Here is an 18,346-nt window from a genome sequence, read left to right on the forward strand (position 1 = left end):
TGTAGCTCAGTTGGTTAGAGTACCGGCCTGTCACGCCGGGGGTCGCGGGTTCGAGCCCCGTCAACCGCGCCATTAGATTGCCATGATGGCCCCGTCGCTCCTTCGAGCGCGGGGCCGTCTGCGTTTCTGGCCCTTGAGTGTGGCTCCAACCGATGCCGGTGGGCCCGAGTATTCCAAGAGCAAAGTTGCCCCACACCCGTCCAAGAAGGGCGGCACGGGCCATGAGCGCCGCCCTTGGGCCACTTTACTCCTCAAATACTCATGCTCTCCGGCCGGCCATCCGTGCCGTCGGCCAAGGCCCCGGGCGCTCAGCCCCGCTCGGACAGTGCCGCCAGCACCCGCGCCCAGCTGCGGATGCCCTTGTGAAAGCTGCGCAGGTCGTACTTCTCGTTCGGGCTGTGGATCAGGTCGTCGTCATTGGCAAAGCCGATGAGCATCGAATCCATGCCCAGCTCGGTCTTGAAATACCCCGCGATCGGAATCGAGCCGCCCGCGCCCACGAAGGCCGCCGGCTTCGGCCATTCGGCGCTCAGCGCCTTGCGCGCCGTCTCGAAGGCCGGGTCGTCGGTGGACATGACGCTGGCCGGTGCGGCGCCGTGGCCATGGAACTCGACCGTGCAATCGGGCGGCAGCAACTCCTGCACATGCGCGCGAAACGCCTCGCGGATGGCTATAGGGTCCTGCTGGCCGACAAGCCGGAAGCTGATCTTGGCGCTGGCCTGCGACGGCAGCACCGTCTTGAAGCCCGCCCCCGCATAGCCGCCCGAGATGCCGTTGATCTCGCAGGTCGGGCGCGCCCAGATCATTTCGAGCGCGGTGCGGTCCGCCTCGCCCGCCGGATGGCTCAGGCCGACACCGCCGAGAAACGCGCCTTCGTCGAAGCCCAGACCCTCCCACTGCGCACGCAGTTCGGGCGTGATCTCGGGCACACCGTCGTAGAACCCGGGCAGGGTGACGCGGCCATGGTCGTCGTGCAGCGCCGCTATGATCCGCGCCAGCACCTTGATCGGGTTCACTGCCGGGCCGCCGTAGGACCCCGAATGCAGGTCGCGGTCGGGGCCGGTAATGATGATCTCCTCGCCCACGAGGCCGCGCAGCATGGTGGTGATCGCGGGGGTGTCGCGGTCGAACAGCCCGGTGTCGCAGATCAGCGCGAGGTCGGCCTTCAGCTCAGAGGCATGCTCGCGCAGGAACGGCACCAGCGACGGCGAGCCCGATTCTTCCTCGCCCTCGAACAGGATCGAGACACGGGCGGGCAGGGCGCCATGCACCGCCACCCAGGCGCGGCAGGCCTCGAGGAAGGTCATCAACTGGCCCTTGTCGTCCGAGGCGCCGCGCCCGCGGATCACGGGGCCATCTGGCGTGTCCTCGACCGAGGGTTCGAAGGGCGGCGTCTTCCACAGGCCGAGCGGATCGGCGGGCTGCACGTCGTAATGGCCATAGAACAACAGATGCGGGCCGCCGGTGTCCTTATCGCCCATGCCGCCCGTGACCATCGGATGGCCGGGGGTGTCGCGCACCGCCGCGTCGTCAAAGCCGATGGAGCGCAGATCCTCGACCAGCCATTCGGCGGCGGCGCGGCAATCGGCACGATGCGCGGGGTCGGTTGAGATCGAGGGGATGCGGAGCAGCCGCAACAGTCGCCCGGTAGCGGCCTCGAGATCGGCGTCGATGCGGGCGAGAACGGGGTCGAGTGTCATCAGAGCTCCTGCTATGCTTGCGGCGAAGGGTGACCGCACGCGGCGGCCCTGTCCAGCATCGTGGCGATCTTGCGTCCCTTGCATGGCCAATCTGCGGCCGCGTGGCAAATTGTAGCGTGTTGTCCGCAGGCTCCAGCGTCTATAGGGGACCGGACGGCCAACCGCCGGGGCGATCTGCCCCGTCAGACGAAGAAGGGAAGCATGCCCGTGGATTATCAAGCAGGGCTCGACGCCGCCATCGGCAGGCTCCACAGCGAGGGCCGCTACCGCACCTTCATCGACATCTCCCGGCACAAGGGCCAGTTTCCGCATGCCACATGGCACAAGCCGGATGGCACAGAGGCCCCGGTGACCGTCTGGTGCGGCAACGACTATCTCGGCATGGGCCAGCACCCCGCCGTGCTCGGCGCGATGCACGAGGCGCTCGACGCCGTGGGCGCGGGCTCGGGCGGCACGCGCAACATCTCGGGCACCACGATCTACCACAAGCGGCTCGAAGCCGAGTTGGCCGATCTGCATGGCAAGGAAGCGGCGCTGCTGTTTACCTCTGCCTACATCGCCAACGACGCGACGCTGTCGACGCTGCCGCGGCTGTTTCCCGGTCTGATCATCTATTCCGACGCGCTCAATCACGCCTCGATGATCGAGGGCGTGCGCCGCAACGGCGGCGCCAAGCGGATCTTCCGGCACAATGATCTCGCGCATCTGCGGGAGCTTCTGGAAGCCGACGATCCGGCCGCGCCCAAGCTCATCGCGTTCGAGTCCGTCTATTCGATGGACGGCGATTTCGGCCCGATTGCCGAGATCTGCGACTTGGCCGAAGAATTCGGTGCGCTGACCTATCTCGACGAGGTGCACGCGGTCGGCATGTACGGCCCGCGCGGCGGTGGCGTGTCCGAGCGCGATCGGCTGGCGCACCGGGTCGACCTGATCAACGGCACGCTCGGCAAGGCCTACGGCGTCATGGGGGGCTATGTCGCGGCCTCGGCCAAGATGTGCGATGCGGTGCGCTCCTATGCGCCGGGCTTCATCTTCACGACGTCGCTGCCGCCGACCGTGGCGGCGGGGGGCGCCGCGAGCGTCGCGCATCTCAAGACTGATCAACTTCTGCGCGAGCAGCACCAGACACAGGCGAAGATCCTCAAGACGCGCCTGCGCGCTCTGGGCCTTCCGATCATCGACCACGGCAGCCACATCATCCCGCTGATCGTCGGCGATCCGGTGCATACCAAGCTGCTTTCCGACATGCTGCTTGCCGATTACGGCATCTACGTGCAGCCGATCAACTTTCCGACCGTGCCGCGTGGCACCGAGCGGCTGCGCTTTACGCCGTCGCCCGTGCACGGTGCGCGTGAGATGGACGCATTGGTGCGCGCACTTGATGCGCTCTGGTCGCATTGTGCGCTGAATCGCGCCGAATTGACTGGATGATGAGATCTACCCGTGCGGGTGGCTCGCCCACATGCTAAGGTGAACCCCAAGGCCTTTCGGGAGTTGTGCACAAGACAGCCCTGGATTGCCACCGGGGGCGGGCAGAGACGGGAACACCGATATGATCGGGCGGAGCTTCAGGCGCGCTGGCGCCGCACAGGAGGTCGAGGCCAAGGGCTTTGACGCTTTCGAGCTTCGGCTTGGCGACCTCATGCGTGGCGAACGTGCGACTCTCGGCAAAAGCCTGCTCGACGTACAACGCGAACTCAAGATCAAGGCGGCTTATATCGCCGCGATCGAGAATTCCGATTCCACCGCTTTCGACACCCCGGGTTTCATCGCAGGCTACGTGCGCTCTTATGCGCGCTATCTCGGCATGAGCCCCGACACCGCCTATGAAACCTTCTGCCGCGAGTCGGGGTTCACCACTGCGCATGGCATGTCGGCGGCCGCCTCGACGGTGCGCGCCTCGCGCGCCACGCAAAGCACCAGTCTCGGCAAGGATATTTTCGCCGACTCCACCACGCCCTTTCTGCCGCCGGCCGAGCGTATTCTAGCGGGCTTCGAGCCCCGGGCACTGGGCTCCGTGGTCGTGCTGCTCGCGCTAATGGGTGGGCTTGGCTACGGTGGCTGGTCGATCCTGCAAGAAGTGCAGAAGGTGCGTCTTTCCCCCGTGGAGCAGACTCCGATGATCCTCGCGCAGGTCGATCCGCTTGCCGGTGGCGGCCGCGCCGAGGCCAACGACGCCGCCGCGGCCGAGACGCTGATGCTTGCCTCCGCGGCACCCGACGCTCTGGATCGCCTCTATCGCCCCCAAGCGCTCGACGTGCCGGTGATGACCCCGCGCGACGGCCCGATCGCGGCGCTGGTCACCACGCCGCGCCGCCCCGGTCAGGACGCGCAGGTCTCCTTGGCCGGTCTCGAAGACGCGACGCCGCCGCAACAACCTGTCATGGGGCCGAGCCCGATGCTTGCCGCCCTCGATGCCAATCCCGAGCCGAGCATTGCCATCCCCGATATCGAACTGGCTCTCGCCGAGGCCGGTGTCGAAACCCCCAGCGTGCGCGTGACCGAAGACCCCGCGCCGACGCTCAGCATGGTCGCGGTGCGCCCGGCTTGGGTGCGCGTGAAATCGGCCGATGGCACGACGCTCTTTGAAGGCATCATGAACGCCGGCGACGAATTCGAAGTGCCTTCGCTCGAACAAGCGCCGACGCTGCGCATCGGCGAATCCGGGGCCGTCTATTTCGCCATGAACGGTCAGCATTATGGCCCCGTGGGCGATGCCGGCACCGTGACCTCGAACCTGGCCTTGTCGGTGGACAATCTGACCGCCACCTATCAGGTTGCCGACCTGCAGAGCGATTCCGATCTTGCCAAGCTGGTTCGAGTGGCAGAGGTCGCGACCACAGAATGATGCCGCGCCGGTCCTGACCCCGCGGCCCGATCCGCGAGAGGTTTTCCATGTCCCTTCACGCCCACCGTCCTTGGCGCGAGATCCTGCGTCGTCCATCGCGTCAGATCATGGTGGGCCGTGTTCCCGTGGGCGGCGATGCGCCGATCTCGGTGCAGACGATGACCAACACCGACACCACGGACGTGCGGGCCACGCTGGACCAGATCATCCGTGCCGCCGATGCCGGTGCCGACATCGTGCGCGTTTCGACCCCCGACGAGGACAGCACCCGCGCGCTGCGGGAGATCTGCGCCGAAAGTCCGGTGCCGATCGTCGCGGACATCCATTTTCACTACAAGCGCGCCATCGAGGCTGCCGAGGCGGGGGCAGCCTGCCTGCGGATCAATCCGGGCAACATTGGCGATGCCAAGCGCGTGGCCGAAGTGGTGCGCGCGGCCAAGGACCATGGCTGTTCGATCCGGATCGGCGTCAATGCGGGCTCGCTCGAGCGGCACCTCCTTGAAAAATACGCCGAGCCCTGTCCTGACGCGATGGTCGAAAGCGGGCTCGATCACATCAAGCTGCTGCAGGATCACGACTTCCACGAGTTCAAGATCTCGGTGAAGGCCTCGGACGTGTTCCTGGCCGCCGCCGCGTATCAGCAACTTGCCGACGCGACCGACGCTCCCATCCACCTTGGCATCACCGAGGCGGGTGGGCTGATGTCCGGCACGATCAAATCCGCGATCGGCATGGGCAACCTGCTCTGGGCCGGGATCGGCGACACGATCCGCGTCAGCCTCTCGGCCGATCCAGTGGAAGAGGTGAAGGTCGGCTTCGAGATCCTCAAATCCCTCGGCCTGCGCCATCGCGGCGTCAACATCATCTCCTGCCCCTCCTGCGCGCGTCAGGGCTTTGACGTCATCAAGACGGTCGAAGCGCTGGAAAAGCGTCTGGAGCATGTGAAAACGCCGATGTCGCTGTCGATCATCGGCTGCGTCGTGAACGGCCCCGGTGAGGCCCTGATGACCGATGTCGGTTTCACCGGCGGCGGAGCAGGGAACGGCATGGTCTATCTCGCGGGCAAACAGAGCCATCGCATGTCCAATGAACAGATGGTCGACCACATCGTCGAGCAGGTGGAAACAAAGGCTGCGGAAATCGAAGCACGTGCCGCCGCCTCCTCCGAAGCGGCCGAATAACCTCACCTAAGGTCAGGAAGACATCGGTTGGTTTCTGCCGAAAGATCGGCGGAAACCCCCGGTTTTCCACGGAATTTTCGCGCACTCGAATGGATCCATCCACGGCCCTCGACCGTTTCTCTCCCAATCGCGACCGGCCATGTGCCGTCGCACTTAAGAGAACGGAAGAAACCAAATGACCAAGCAATCGCTCCTGATGACCACCGCCGCCGCCCTCGTGGCTGCGATGCCGGCCTTCGCCCAGACCAGCGTAACGGTCGAGACCAGCAACGGCACACAAGTCAAGGCATCCACCGAAGCCGAGGCCACCGCCGAAGCTGAGGCCACTGCCGAGACTGAAGCCACCGGCGAAACCACGGCCAATGCCGAGACCGCTATGTCGGGCACCACGGCCATCGCGGCCACCGAGTTGAATCTGCGCGCGGGCCCCGGCCCCGACATGGAAATCATCGACGTGATCCCCGCCAATGGCGAAGTGATGGTCGAGGGCTGCCTCGACGCCGCCAACTGGTGCCGAGTGACCCTCGATGGCACCACCGGCTGGGCTTACGGCGACTACCTGACCGTGCAGATGGCCGAAGCCCCCGAGCCCGTCGTGCTCTATGAGAACCGCAGCGAGCTCGAAGTCGAGACCGTGACCTACGACAACACCGGCAACAATGCCGCCGCGACGGCCGCTGGTGCCGCGACCGCAGCCGCAGGTGCCGCCGTTCTGGCCGCCGGTCCCGTGGGCATCCTTGGTGCCGCCGTCGTCGGTGCCGCTCTTGGCGACAGCGCGACGCCGGATGAGCAGACCATCACCTACGTCCGCGAGAACCCGATCGATCCGGTCCTTCTCGAAGGTGAAGTCGTGGTAGGTGCCGGCATCCCGCAAGAGGTCGAGCTGAGCCCGATCCCGGACGCCGAGTACAGCTACCTCTACGTGAACGGCACCCCGGTGCTGGTCGAGCCCGAAGAGCGCCGGGTCGTCTATATCGTTCGCTGATCGCAGCGACTTGAATGATAGAGAGGGCGGCCTTCGGGTCGCCCTTTTTCGTGCGTGGCGGCAGCTCCGCCACGTCCGGCGCCTCATGTGCGGGGTCGCGGATCAAAGTGTCGGTTCTCGGCGTTGGAGCGACAACAAGCATGGGCCATGGCGGCCCTTGCAGTCCGGAGACCTTCCATGAACCGCATGATGTCCACTCTACTCGCCACAGGCGCACTCACCGTTGCGGGCCTGCCGGCCTTCGCCGAAGCCACCGCCAACGCCACCGTCGATCTCAACATCCGTGCAGGGGCCGGACCCGCCTATGACGTCGTCGGCGTGATCCCGGCGGGTGAGGAGGTCGTGGTCACGGGCTGTCTCGAGCCCGCGACCTGGTGCGAGGTCACTAGCGACGGTATTACCGGCTGGGCCTCCGGTGGCTATCTTACCGCCATCGTCGAGACCACGCCCGTGGTGATCTATGAAAACGCCGATGCCGCCGGCATCACCACCGTCACCTACGACCCGACGCTGCCGGATGGCACGGTAACCCTGAACGGCGCCGTGATCGCCGCCGATCCGACCGGTGAGACGACGAGCCTCGAGATCGAGGACAATGCCATCACCTATCTCAACGACAACCCGGTCGAGCCGATCTATCTCGAAGGTGAAGTGGTCGTGGGCGCGGGCCTGCCCGAGACGGTGGTGCTGACCCCGATCCCCGAAAGCCCGATGGCCTATGCCAACGTCAACGGCCAGATCGTGATGGTCCAGCCCGAGACCCGTCGCGTGACCTATATCGTTCGCTGAAGTAGGCTAGTCCCGGTTCAGGTGCTTCTTGAAGCCCAGATGCGAGGGGCTGTAGCCCAGCCCCTCGTAAAACCCATGCGCCGCATCGCGCACCATGTCCGACGTAAGTTGCAGCAGAGCGCAGCCCGCCGCGCGGGCCCGCGCGGCGGCATCCTGCATGGCATACCGTCCGACCCCGGTGCCGCGCCGGCTGAGGGCCACGCGGACCGTCTCGATCTATGCACGGCGGGCTCCGCCCCGCGACAGCCCTCGATCATGGTGATCTGGTAGCAGGCCACGATCTCGTCTCCGATCACACCGACGATGACGCGGTTACCGGGCTGTGCTGTCAAACGGTTGAAGGCGTCGAGATAGACATCGGCCTTGGCCGTCTCGCGGCTACGGCCCAGTGGATCCTCGGCCAGCAAGGCCATGATCGCGGCGACATCGCCGCGATCTGCCTCACGAAAGCGCGGTGCGCTCACTCGACGCGTTGTTCCGCCACCATCTCGCGCATCTGCGCCAAGGGCACATAGCCGCGCAACATCTGGTCGCCCATCACGAAGCTCGGCGTGCCGCTGATCTGCATGGCTTGGGCCAATTGGTGGTTCTCGGCAATGATGCCGGCGACGCGCGGGCTCGCCATCTCGGCCTGCACCGCGTCGAAATCGGCATCGAGGCTGTCAGCAAGGGCTTCGAGCGAGTCTTCGGAGACATCCGCGCGCATGGTCATCAGTGCGTTATGCGCCTGCTTGTAGGCCTCGTCACCCTCGAGCGCGCGCACCGCCAGAGCGAATTGCGACGCCATCAATGACTGCTCGCCCAGAATGGGGAATTCCTTGAGGATATAGCGGATCTCGCCATCGCTCTCGATCAGCTCCTCGACCTCGGGAAAGGCGCGACGGCAGTAGCCGCACTTGTAGTCCATGAACTCCACGACCGTGATGTCGCCCTCGGGGTTGCCGCCCTGCCAGTCGCCCTCGCTTTCGAACAGCGCCTTGGCGTGGCTGTCGATCATCGCGCTGTCGCCCTGTGCCGCGACCTCGGCCTGCTTTTGGTCGAGAACGGCGATCGCCTCCATCAGCACTTCGGGGTTCTCGAGCAGGTAGGCGCGCACTTGGCTGCCGAAAGCCTCGCGCTCGGCGTCGGTCATCGCATCGAGATCGAGTGCCACGGCGGGGCCGGCAAGGGCCAGCGTGACGGGCAGGGCGCGGATGAGGCTGCGCAGCATAGGGAATGTCCTTTCCTCGTGTCGGGCCTTGCAGAGCACATCGCCGCGCCAGTGCCAAGTTCCCGCGCAGGAAGGCGCGGGCCATTGACGGCGGGGGCACGGGATTGGCACAACCCGGCCAAACCTTAGGGAGTGCGGCATGCGAAACTCAAGGCGCGGAGAGGTCGATCCCTTCATCGTGATGGACGTGATGGAGGCGGCGCGGCAGGCCGAAGAGGCCGGGCGGCACATCATCCACATGGAGGTGGGCCAGCCCGGCACCGGTGCGCCGCGCGAGGCAGTCGAAAGGGTGGCGCGCGAAATGGCGGCCGGACCGATGGGCTACACGGTCGCGCTCGGCCTGCCGGAGCTGCGCGCACGCATCGCGCGACACTACGGCGATTGGTACGGCGTCGATCTCGATCCTGCGCGTGTCGTGGTGACGGCGGGGGCTTCGGGGGCGTTCCTGCTGAGCTTTACCCAGCTCTTCGACACCGGCGCACGGGTGGGCCTCGGTGCGCCCTGCTACCCGTCCTACCGGCAGATCCTCAAGGCGCTCGACATGGCGCCGATCGACATGCCCACGACGCTGGCCAATCGGATGCAGCCCGTGCCTGCCGATGTCGAAGCCCATGCGCTCGACGGCCTGGTGCTGGCCTCGCCCTCGAACCCGGCGGGCACGATGCTCGACCGCGCCGGGCTCGCCGCGCTGGCCGAGGCCTGTGCCGCGCGCGACGCGGCGCTGATCTCCGACGAGATCTATCATGGCATCGGCGGGCGCGGCGCCTCGGCGCTCGAAGTCACCGACGAAACCCATGTGATCGGCTCTTTCTCCAAGTATTTCTCGATGACCGGCTGGCGCGTCGGCTGGCTTATCGTGCCGCCCGAGCACGTGCGCGGCATCGAGAGGATCGCGCAGAACATGTTCATCTGCACCTCGCACGCCTCTCAACGGCTGGCGCTGCACGCGATGGATTGCACGGAGGAACTCGAAGCCAATACCGCCGTCTATGCCGCCAACCGCGCGCTGATGCTGGAGCGGCTGCCGCAGGCGGGCTTCACGCGCTTTGCGCCGCCCGACGGGGCCTTCTATGTCTATGCCGATGTCTCGGCCTTCACCGATGACAGCCGCGCTTTTGCCGCCGAGATCCTCGCAGAGGCGGGCGTCGCGGTGACGCCAGGTCTCGATTTCGATCCCGCCGACGGGCATCGCTGGATCCGCTTTTCCTATGCCCGCTCCACCGCCGACATCGAGGAAGGGCTGGAGCGTCTGGGGCGCTTCATGGCGGCACGCGGCCACGCAGAGCTCGGCGTGGCATGAGGCTTCGGCGTGTAGCCCGCGGCAGGCCGGGTCGGCACATCCGGGGCATGGCGGCGGGGCTTGCGCTGCTGTTGTCCGGGCCGCTTGCCGCGCAGGAGTTCAGCGGGCTGGCGCGATTCGACGCGAGCGAGAGCCGCGTGGCCGACACGCGCCGCGGCGTCGAGATTGACCTCGCACTCAGCCAGCCGGTGCCGTGGCGCGTCTTCACCCTCGACGCGCCGCGCCGCCTCGTGCTCGACTTTGGTGAAGTCGACTGGGCCGGGGCCGATGCCGCGGCCCTTCTGACGGGCGCGCGGGCGACGACCCTGCGGCTGGGGCGTGGCCGGCCCGGCTGGTCGCGTCTCGTGCTCGACCTCGCCGAACCGCTTGGGCTGACCAGCGCCGAGATGCGCAGCACGGCCTCGGGGTCGGCACGCCTGCGGGTCGTGCTGGACCCGGTTACGGAGGAGGCGTTCGCCGCCGCCGCGAAATCCGCTGACCCGGCGGGCGAAACCCTGGCAGCGCCAGACATCAGCCCGCCCGGTCCTCTGGTCGTGGCGGTCGATCCCGGTCACGGCGGGGTCGATCCCGGCGCCATGCGCGAGGGGCTGATCGAGGCCGATGTCATGCTGCGTCTGGCGCGCGAGACGGTCGAGGCGATCAACCGCTCGGGCACCATGCGCGCCGTGCTGACCCGCGACAGCGATGCCTTCGTGCCGCTGGCCGAGCGCATGACCATCGCCCGCGCCGCCGGGGCGGGGCTGCTCTTGTCGCTGCACGCCGACGCGCTGGAAGAGGACGAGGCCTCTGGCGGCTCGGTCTATACGCTCTCGGACGAGGCGCAGGACGCCGCCTCGGGCCGCATGGTCGAGCGGCACCAGAGGGGCGACTTGCTCGCAGGGCTCGATCTGAGCCGGCAGGATGACCGGGTCGCCACGGCGCTGATGGATCTGGTGCGGCTCGACACCGCGCCGCAGAGCGAGCGTCTGGCGCAGGCGCTGGTGGCCTCGCTGCGGCAGGCAGGCGCGCATCTGAACTCGCGACCGCGCCGCAGCGCACCGCTCGCCGTGCTCAACGCCGCCGATTTCCCCTCGGTGCTGGTCGAGGTGGGATTCCTGTCGAACGCGGGCGACCGCGCGCGGCTGTCTGATCCGGCGGGGCGGGCGCGCATCGTGTCGGGGCTGGTCGCGGGAATACAGGGCTGGGCCGCCGAGGAGGCCGCGCGCGCCCCGCTCAGGCGTCGCTGAAAGACGGTGCTGAAACGCGAAAGGCCCGCGCCAACCAGCGCGGGCCTTTCTGTTTTGGCGCTCGCGCCCGGCTCAGCCCTTGCGCGCCGGCTTCGGGCCTTCCTCGCGCGGCAGGCCGTCGAAACGGGCAAGCCAGACCGAGTGCATGCCGCAATCGGGGTCTTCGGGGATGAAGGCCAGCGGCATGAAGCCGTGCATCTCCAGAAGGCCCTTGTAGGTCTTGGGGCTCAGGCTCTCGTGAAAGATCGGCTTGCCGGCGACGTCGCCGATCGCCGTTCCCGCCGAGGGGCCGGAGGTGAACATCAAGGCGCAGCCGGGGGCGGCATGTTCGGCAAAGGTCGGGAACATAGACTGCTGATCGGGGCCCGACAGGTGAAAGAAGCTGTCCCAAGCGAGAATGGCGTCGAACTTCTCGGACAGGCGCAGACCGCGCATGTCGTGGTGAAAGGCCCGGGCGCGCGGCATGTTCCGCTGGAACATCTCGAGCATCACCCGCGAGGCGTCGACGCCGGTCACTTCGGCGCCGCGATCGGCGATGTACTGCGCGATCGGCGCGCCGGTGCCGCAGCCAAGGTCGAGCACCCGGCGGCGTCCGCCGTTGCGGGGGGCCGCAGCGAGCATCCGGTCGATCCAGCGCCGCTCCATGAGGCGACGATCACGCGCCTTGGCCCACTCGGGGCCAACGGCGTCATAGGTCGCGATCACGTCATCCGGCGTGGCGCGGCGGGGGGAGGGGGTTTCGGTTGCCATCATGTACGCCCTTTTGGGTCCCAGCTGTCGAGAGCGCAATCCCCTCGCCAAAGAGTGACCCTGCTTTCAAGCGTTTTGCTGCCGATTTCAAGCCCTGCGCTTTTGACCCGGAGCAAGGCCTTGCCTATAAGCCACCAAGTCCTCCCGGAGAAATATCGTGCTGCGTTTCATAATGTCCTTCTTTGGCGGCATCTTCTCGATGCTCACCCTCGGCCTTGCCATGGGGGCGCTGACGCTGGGCGCGATCTTCTATGTCTATGGCCGCGACCTGCCCAGCTACGAGACGCTTGCGCAATACACGCCGCCGACGATCAGCCGGGTCTATGACGGCGAGGGCAACATCCTCGACGAGTTCGCCTCCGAGCGGCGGCTGTTCACCCCCGCCGAGGAAATCCCCGATCTGGTCAAGCATGCCTTCGTCTCGGCCGAGGATCAGAATTTCTACGTGCATTCGGGCTTCGACCTGAAGGGCATCGCCGCCGCCGGGGTCGAGGCGGTGCGCTCGCGCGGCGCCGACATCCGCGGTGCTTCGACCATCACCCAGCAGGTGATGAAGAACTTCCTGCTCGACGGCTCGCGCACGCTCGAGCGCAAGATCAAGGAATTGATCCTCGCCGTGCGCATCGAAGGCGCGATGGACAAGGAGCGGATCCTCGAGCTGTATCTCAACGAGATCTTCCTCGGTCAGAACTCCTACGGCGTCACCGCTGCAGCCCAGACCTATTTCAACAAGCCACTCGCGCAGCTCGAGCCGGGCGAGGCCGCTTATCTCGCCGCCCTGGCGCAGCGGCCTGGCAACCTGCACCCGGTGCGCCAGTACGCCGATGCGGTGAACCGCCGCAACTACGTGCTGCGCCGCATGTGGGAGGATGGCTACATCGACGAGGCCGCCTATCAGCGCGACCGGGGCCGCACCCTCGACACGGTGCAGTCGGGCGATATGGAAAGTTTCCGCGCCGCCCTGCCGCCGCGCGATTATTTCACCGACGAGGTGCGTCGCCAGCTCTCCGCCGAGTTTGGCGAGGACGAATTCTTTGGTGGGGGCCTCTCGATTCGCGCCACCCTCGACAAGGAGCTGCAGATCGAGGCGGCGCACGCGCTGCAGCGCGCGCTCGAGCAGTACGATCGGGGACTGGGTCGCTGGCGCGGCACCGGCAAGACCATTCCCGTCGAGACGCTGGGCGACGAGATCGCGTGGCGCAAGGCGCTGTCGGAGGTCGACGTGCCGCGCGACGTGACGCTGGAGAGCCCGTGGTACCCGGCGGTGGTCATAGAGGTGGGCGACAGCCAGATGCGTCTCGGTATCGAGGGCCTCGCCGACGACGGCTCCGAGCCGCATGTGGTGCCGCGCGACGATATCTCTTGGATGCAGGGCGGCTTTGCCGACAACTTCGCGCCTGGCGACGTGGTGCTGGTGCGCCGTATGATCACCGACGATAGCGGCGACTTCATCCGCTGGACGCTGCGCCAGACGCCTCGGGTGCAGGGCGGCTTCATGGCGATGGACGTCAACACCGGCCGCGTGCTGGCGATGCAGGGTGGCTTTTCGTATCAGGACAGCGTGTTCAACCGCGCCACGCAGGCGATGCGACAGCCCGGCTCGTCCTTCAAACCCTTCGTCTATGCCACGGCGCTCGACAGCGGCTACACCCCCGCCACGATCATCGTGGACGCCCCGATCGAGATCAACACGCCCCAAGGCATGTGGCGGCCGCAGAACGCATCGAACAAGTTCTACGGGCCGACGCCGCTCAGGACCGGCATCGAACAGTCACGCAACATCATGACAATCCGCCTCGCGCAGGAGGTCGGCATGGACACCATCGCCGACTACGCCGAAAAGTTCGGCGTCTACGAGGATCTCGGCCCCTACCTGTCGAACGCGCTGGGTGCGCAGGAGACGACGCTGTTCAAGATGGTCGCGGCCTACGCCATGTTCGCCAACGGCGGCGAGCGGGTGGAACCGACGCTGGTGGACCGCGTACAGGATCGCTATGGCAACACCGTCTACCGCCATGATCAGCGCAACTGCGTCGATTGCGGTCTCGCGGCCCTGCCCACGGGCGAGGCGCCGACGATCCAGTCGAACCGCGAGCGGATCATGAACGCCGTCACCGCCTATCAGCTCACCTCGATGATGGAAGGCGTGGTCAAGCGCGGCACTGCGCGCGGCGTCAACCTGCCGGTGCCGATCGCGGGCAAGACCGGCACCACCAACGACGCCAAGGACGTGTGGTTCGTCGGCTTTTCGTCCAACATCGTCGCCGGCTGCTACATCGGTTACGACAACCCGCGCTCTTTGGGATCGGGCGCCTCTGGCGGCGGCATCTGTGGCCCGGTGTTCGAAAGCTTCATGAGCACCGCGATCAAGCGGTTTGGCGGCACCGAGTTCCCGGTGCCCGACGAGTGCCAGTTCATCAAGATCGACCGGTTCTCGGGCGCGCGCTTGCCCGACGGCGCTGCGGGCGACAACGTGATCTCCGAATGCTTCCGCATCGGTGAAGAGCCGCTCTTCGGCGTGGCCTTCGACGGCGGCTTCAAGATGTCGGGCGATCTGCCGCTCTACGAGGAGGCGGGCGGCAACAAGCCCGCCAAGAAGGTCACGACCTCGACCGGCAACACCGCCACGGTCGGCCCCAAGGCGAGCTTCGGCACGCTGTCCTCGGGCGGTCTTTACTAGGGCGGCCCGCCTCGCGTGCCTCGCTTGCCGGGGCGCGCGGAGCGCGCTATCACGCCCCACAATTCCAAGCCCACAACTCCTAGCGAGGGACCGATCATGCGCGCAGAGACGCAAGCCAACATCGCCGCCATCGAGAAGTCGCTCGGGCTGCTGGCCAAGCGCATGGACCGCGAGACCGCAGCGCACCGGCTCGAAGAGTTCGATGCGCGGGTCGAGGATCCGACGCTGTGGGACGACCCCGCCGCCGCACAGAAGCTGATGCGCGAGCGTCAGGAACTGCTCGACAAGATCGGCACCTACGACCAGATCAGCCAAGGTCTGCGCGACAACGTCGAGCTGATCGAAATGGGCGAGATGGAGGGCGATGACGAGATCGTCGCCGAGGCCGAGGCCGCGCTCAAGGCTCTGCGCCAATCGGCGGGGGCCAAGGAACTCGAGGCATTGCTCGATGGCGAGGCCGATGGCAACGACACCTTCCTCGAGATCAACGCGGGCGCCGGCGGCACCGAGGCCTGCGACTGGGCCGCGATGCTGCAGCGGATGTTCGTGCGCTGGGCCGAGAAGAAGGGCTACGAGGTCGAGATGCAGTCCGAGGAAGCCGGGGCCGAGGCGGGCACGAAATCGGTCGCCTACAAGATCTCGGGCCCCAACGCCTATGGCTGGCTCAAGTCGGAATCTGGCGTCCACCGCCTCGTGCGGATCTCGCCCTTTGGCAAGGGCACGCGCGAGACCTCCTTTGCCTCGGTCTGGGTCTACCCGGTGGTCGACGACAACATCGACATCGAGGTGAACCCCTCGGACATCCGCGTCGACACCTACCGCTCCTCGGGCGCGGGCGGCCAGCACGTGAACACCACCGACTCGGCGGTGCGGATCACCCACATGCCGACCGGCATCGTCGTGACCTCCTCCGAAAAGTCGCAGCACCAGAACCGCGACATCGCCATGAAGGCGCTGAAATCGCGGCTCTACCAGATGGAACTCGATCGCCGGAACGCCGCGATCAACGAGGCGCATGAGGCCAAGGGCGACGCGGGCTGGGGCAACCAGATCCGCTCCTACGTGCTGCAACCCTACCAGATGGTGAAGGACCTGCGCACCGGCTACGAGACCTCCGACACTCAAGGCGTGCTCGACGGCGATCTCGACGGCTTCATGGCTGCCACCTTGGCCGGACAGGTTTCGGGCAAGAGCCGCGCCGAGGCGACTGCCGAAGACTGATCACGCGATCCCGCTTGGCGGAGGGGAAGGGGCCTGCGGGCCCCTTTTTCGTATCTGGTGGCCAGCGGCATGGGCTGGACCTCGCCGTCTGTGACCGCCAAGCTGCGTGGCAGGAACAGCATGCAAGCGGGGACAGGGCCCATGCGGGATTTCGTGATCTGGCAACGGGTCGAGGGGGCGTTGGTTCTGGTGGCTGCGCTATGGATCTACCTGATCATCGACGGTGGCTTCCCGATCTGGGCCGCCATTGCGCTGTTCTTCGCACCCGACATCGGTTTCGCCGCATATCTCTTAGGGCCGCGCTGGGGTGCCGTGGGCTACAACCTCGTGCATCTCTATGGCTTTGGCCTGGTACTGCTCGCCTTGGGTCTGGGTTTGGGAATACCGCTTTGGGCGGCGCTGGGGGCGCTCTGGCTCGGACATGCAGGGTTCGACCGGATGCTGGGCTACGGGCTGAAGTCGCGCGCGGGGTTCACCGACACGCATCTGGGCACGATTGGCCCCCGGGCGCGCGGCTAGGGGCGGCCTTAAGGCCATACATGCAAAAGGGGCGCTCCGGTTTCCCGAAGCGTCCCGATCCGTGCAATCCCGTGACTGGCGTCAGTCGTGGCCGCCTTCGGCCGCCGACGGCTTGGGCAGCGGCTTCGGCGCGCCGGTGGTGTTCAGTGGGTCTTCCTGACGCTGCACCGAGCCTTCGAAATGCGCACCGCTCTCGATCGCGATGGTCTTGTGGATGATGTCGCCTTCGACACGGGCGGTCGAGGTGAGGCGGACCTTGAGGCCGCGCACCCGGCCGACGATGCGGCCGTTGATGACGACGTCGTCCGCAACCAGCTCACCGCGCACGGTGGCGCCTTCGCCGACGGTCAAGAGATGCGCGCGGATGTCGCCCTCGATCTGGCCCTCGACCTGGATGTCGCCGGTGGTCTTGACGTTGCCCTTGATGTGCAGGTCGGCCGACAGCACCGATGCCGGCGGCTTGGCCTTGGGGGCGGCAGGGCGGTAGTCCTGCGATCCTTGCGGCTGCGCGGGCTTGGTCGTTGCGTCCATGGTGGGCGTCCCTTCGGCTGTCCTGGGTCCGGGCTCGTTGATTTTGCTCTTAGAAAACATCTTGTCCAGCTCGTATGTAGGTCATGGGATTGACGGGAGTCCCACCGACGCGCACCTCGTAGTGGAGGTGGGGCCCGGTCGATCGTCCGGAGTTGCCCATATCACCGATCCGCTCGCCGCGCGATACCCTTTGGCCGACCTTGACGCTGATCTTGTTGAGGTGTGCGTAACGGGTCTCGATCCCGAACTCGTGTTGGATCTTGATCAGCCGGCCATAGCCCGAGGCCCAGCCCGCGCTCACCACCACGCCGTCGGCGGTAGAGTAGATCGGCGTACCGATCGGTGCTGCGAAATCAGTGCCCGCGTGCAGGCGGCCCCAACGCTGGCCAAAGCCCGAGGTGAAGCGGAAGCTCGACTTCACCGGTTGCGCGAAGGGCGCCTTGGACGCCGCGATGCGGTAGAGGTTGATCTCGTCCATCTTGCCCAAGAGCGCGTTGGCGCGCGCGGCGTTCTCGTCCGCGTGGCCCGCATGCGCGCCCATGGTCGAGAACTGGATCGGGGTGAGCGGGCCGCCAACGCCGCTGTAGCCCTTGCGAACCTTCTTGAGCATCGCGTCGGGGTCCATGCCGGCAGCGCGGAACATATCGCCCAGAGGCTCGACCGAGACGGTCATCGCTTCTTCGAGCTGACGGAAGATCTCGTCGTTGCGCTCGGTCATGAGGCGCAACTCGAGCTGCATTTCATTGGCCTGCTCGAAGGCGAGCTCGGCATCCTCGGCGATGCGGTCGCGCTCTTGAGCGGTGTCCGCCAGAGCGCCCGAAAGGATGTCCAGCGTGCCTTCGACCGAGGCCGCGTCAGCGCCGCCGGGCAGGGCACCGCCCTCGGCCATCGCCACGGTCATCTCCTCGGCGGCGTCGCGTGCGGTCTCGCGCTCGATCATGGTGCGGCGCAGCGCAGCCTGCACCACCTCGAGCCCGGTCTCCATTTCGCGGCGGCGGTCCTCGGAGGCGAGCAGCTCGCTCTGCATGGTCGAGATCTGCGCCAGAGCGGTCGAGAACCGGTCCTGCGCGGCGGCGGCCTCGGCGGCGCGCAGGTCGCGCTCGGAGGACAGCGCGTTGAGCCGCTCCTCATAGATCATCTGGTCGCGCTGCGCCTGTGCGCGGAAGTTGCCGGAGCCGATCGAATCCATCAGCAGGATCGCGGTGGAGGTGATGGTCCAACCGACCACGAGCGTCGCGCCGCTCCAGGCGATCAGCTGAGTCGAGGGGTGCAGTCGGATGAACCGGGTCTCGGTGTCCGAGCGCAGAAACAGCCGCCGTTCGGGAAACCGGCGCTCGAGCGCCGCATGAAGTTTCTGTGCCAGTTTGATCCGCACTCGTCCGTCCCCGTGTTGTCCCGGTCACAGC

Annotated in this window: 16 protein-coding genes; 10 read left to right on the top strand and 6 right to left on the bottom strand. The window is 66.7% G+C overall.

The window, feature by feature from the left end; all coding sequences use genetic code 11:
* Positions 1–308: 308 nt before the first annotated feature.
* On the bottom strand, positions 309–1,700 hold the full coding sequence (locus AADJ02_RS06735; protein ID WP_341212229.1) for a M20/M25/M40 family metallo-hydrolase: 1,392 nt from the start codon (positions 1,698–1,700) through the stop codon (positions 309–311).
* Between the two features lie 207 nt (positions 1,701–1,907).
* Between AADJ02_RS06735 and hemA the strand changes: the two genes are divergently transcribed.
* The 5 genes from hemA to AADJ02_RS06760 all read left to right on the top strand — a co-directional run bounded on the left by hemA (position 1,908) and on the right by AADJ02_RS06760 (position 7,503).
* Entirely contained in the window at positions 1,908–3,131 is a 1,224-nt protein-coding gene (gene hemA / locus AADJ02_RS06740; RefSeq protein ID WP_341212465.1) for a 5-aminolevulinate synthase, read from the top strand.
* A 121-nt stretch (positions 3,132–3,252) separates the two neighbouring features.
* Complete coding sequence (locus AADJ02_RS06745) at positions 3,253–4,548, top strand: helix-turn-helix domain-containing protein (RefSeq protein ID WP_341212230.1); 1,296 nt, start codon at positions 3,253–3,255, stop codon at positions 4,546–4,548.
* 47 nt (positions 4,549–4,595) lie between these two features.
* Complete coding sequence (gene ispG, locus AADJ02_RS06750; protein WP_341212231.1) at positions 4,596–5,729, top strand: flavodoxin-dependent (E)-4-hydroxy-3-methylbut-2-enyl-diphosphate synthase; 1,134 nt, start codon at positions 4,596–4,598, stop codon at positions 5,727–5,729.
* A gap of 175 nt (positions 5,730–5,904) precedes the next feature.
* Positions 5,905–6,714, top strand: coding sequence for a DUF1236 domain-containing protein (locus AADJ02_RS06755; RefSeq protein WP_341212232.1), 810 nt, complete (start codon positions 5,905–5,907; stop codon positions 6,712–6,714).
* A gap of 177 nt (positions 6,715–6,891) precedes the next feature.
* Entirely contained in the window at positions 6,892–7,503 is a 612-nt protein-coding gene (locus AADJ02_RS06760; protein WP_341212233.1) for a DUF1236 domain-containing protein, read from the top strand.
* Between the two features lie 6 nt (positions 7,504–7,509).
* Here the strand turns inward: AADJ02_RS06760 and AADJ02_RS06765 are convergent, their stop codons facing one another.
* Positions 7,510–7,704, bottom strand: coding sequence for a GNAT family N-acetyltransferase (locus AADJ02_RS06765; RefSeq protein WP_341212234.1), 195 nt, complete (start codon positions 7,702–7,704; stop codon positions 7,510–7,512).
* Between the two features lie 259 nt (positions 7,705–7,963).
* Positions 7,964–8,713, bottom strand: a complete 750-nt coding sequence (locus tag AADJ02_RS06770; RefSeq protein WP_341212235.1) for a DsbA family protein — start codon at positions 8,711–8,713, stop codon at positions 7,964–7,966.
* Between the two features lie 139 nt (positions 8,714–8,852).
* Between AADJ02_RS06770 and AADJ02_RS06775 the strand changes: the two genes are divergently transcribed.
* Both AADJ02_RS06775 and AADJ02_RS06780 read left to right on the top strand, forming a co-directional pair.
* Positions 8,853–10,013, top strand: a complete 1,161-nt coding sequence (locus tag AADJ02_RS06775; RefSeq protein WP_341212236.1) for an aminotransferase class I/II-fold pyridoxal phosphate-dependent enzyme — start codon at positions 8,853–8,855, stop codon at positions 10,011–10,013.
* Positions 10,014–10,060: 47 nt separating this feature from the next.
* The gene (locus tag AADJ02_RS06780) at positions 10,061–11,239 is read left to right on the top strand and encodes an N-acetylmuramoyl-L-alanine amidase (RefSeq protein ID WP_341212237.1); all 1,179 of its coding nucleotides are present in this window, start codon (positions 10,061–10,063) and stop codon (positions 11,237–11,239) included.
* A 72-nt stretch (positions 11,240–11,311) separates the two neighbouring features.
* Here the strand turns inward: AADJ02_RS06780 and AADJ02_RS06785 are convergent, their stop codons facing one another.
* Positions 11,312–11,989, bottom strand: a complete 678-nt coding sequence (locus tag AADJ02_RS06785) for a class I SAM-dependent methyltransferase (protein WP_341212238.1) — start codon at positions 11,987–11,989, stop codon at positions 11,312–11,314.
* Between the two features lie 157 nt (positions 11,990–12,146).
* On the opposite strand from AADJ02_RS06785, the gene AADJ02_RS06790 reads away from it, so the two are divergent.
* The 3 genes from AADJ02_RS06790 (at position 12,147) to AADJ02_RS06800 (ending at position 16,409) form a co-directional block, all read left to right on the top strand.
* A complete protein-coding gene (locus tag AADJ02_RS06790) occupies positions 12,147–14,669 on the top strand; it encodes a PBP1A family penicillin-binding protein (RefSeq protein WP_341212239.1) in 2,523 nt (840 codons plus the stop codon).
* Between the two features lie 96 nt (positions 14,670–14,765).
* Positions 14,766–15,890, top strand: a complete 1,125-nt coding sequence (gene prfB, locus AADJ02_RS06795; protein ID WP_341212240.1) for a peptide chain release factor 2 — start codon at positions 14,766–14,768, stop codon at positions 15,888–15,890.
* Positions 15,891–16,031: 141 nt separating this feature from the next.
* On the top strand, positions 16,032–16,409 hold the full coding sequence (locus tag AADJ02_RS06800) for a DUF4260 family protein (RefSeq protein ID WP_341212241.1): 378 nt from the start codon (positions 16,032–16,034) through the stop codon (positions 16,407–16,409).
* Positions 16,410–16,490: 81 nt separating this feature from the next.
* Here AADJ02_RS06800 and AADJ02_RS06805 read toward each other — a convergent pair whose 3' ends face one another.
* Together AADJ02_RS06805 and AADJ02_RS06810 are read right to left on the bottom strand one after the other, a co-directional pair.
* Positions 16,491–17,000 carry a polymer-forming cytoskeletal protein gene (locus tag AADJ02_RS06805; RefSeq protein ID WP_341212242.1) on the bottom strand — a complete coding sequence of 170 codons (510 nt, stop codon included), beginning with the start codon at positions 16,998–17,000 and terminating at the stop codon, positions 16,491–16,493.
* Positions 16,990–18,315 (bottom strand): M23 family metallopeptidase, encoded by a 1,326-nt coding sequence (locus tag AADJ02_RS06810; RefSeq protein WP_341212243.1) that lies wholly within the window; start codon positions 18,313–18,315, stop codon positions 16,990–16,992. Before AADJ02_RS06810 ends, AADJ02_RS06805 begins: the two co-directional genes overlap by 11 nt.
* Positions 18,316–18,346 lie beyond the last annotated feature (31 nt).

This window comes from uncultured Limimaricola sp. (genome assembly GCF_964022235.1).
In the GTDB taxonomy this organism is placed as follows: Bacteria; Pseudomonadota; Alphaproteobacteria; order Rhodobacterales; family Rhodobacteraceae; genus Limimaricola.

Bases quoted from the DNA above. Each gene is read 5' to 3' on its own strand.
- AADJ02_RS06780 (WP_341212237.1), top strand. From the start codon at position 10,061: ATGGCGGCGGGGCTTGCGCTGCTGTTGTCCGGGCCGCTTGCCGCGCAG.
- AADJ02_RS06760 (WP_341212233.1), top strand. From the start codon at position 6,892: ATGAACCGCATGATGTCCACTCTACTCGCCACAGGCGCACTCACCGTT.
- AADJ02_RS06770 (WP_341212235.1), bottom strand. From the start codon at position 8,713: ATGCTGCGCAGCCTCATCCGCGCCCTGCCCGTCACGCTGGCCCTTGCC.
- AADJ02_RS06800 (WP_341212241.1), top strand. From the start codon at position 16,032: ATGCGGGATTTCGTGATCTGGCAACGGGTCGAGGGGGCGTTGGTTCTG.
- AADJ02_RS06735 (WP_341212229.1), bottom strand. From the start codon at position 1,700: ATGACACTCGACCCCGTTCTCGCCCGCATCGACGCCGATCTCGAGGCC.
- AADJ02_RS06755 (WP_341212232.1), top strand. From the start codon at position 5,905: ATGACCAAGCAATCGCTCCTGATGACCACCGCCGCCGCCCTCGTGGCT.
- AADJ02_RS06785 (WP_341212238.1), bottom strand. From the start codon at position 11,989: ATGGCAACCGAAACCCCCTCCCCCCGCCGCGCCACGCCGGATGACGTG.
- AADJ02_RS06775 (WP_341212236.1), top strand. From the start codon at position 8,853: ATGCGAAACTCAAGGCGCGGAGAGGTCGATCCCTTCATCGTGATGGAC.
- prfB (WP_341212240.1), top strand. From the start codon at position 14,766: ATGCGCGCAGAGACGCAAGCCAACATCGCCGCCATCGAGAAGTCGCTC.
- AADJ02_RS06805 (WP_341212242.1), bottom strand. From the start codon at position 17,000: ATGTTTTCTAAGAGCAAAATCAACGAGCCCGGACCCAGGACAGCCGAA.
- AADJ02_RS06745 (WP_341212230.1), top strand. From the start codon at position 3,253: ATGATCGGGCGGAGCTTCAGGCGCGCTGGCGCCGCACAGGAGGTCGAG.
- ispG (WP_341212231.1), top strand. From the start codon at position 4,596: ATGTCCCTTCACGCCCACCGTCCTTGGCGCGAGATCCTGCGTCGTCCA.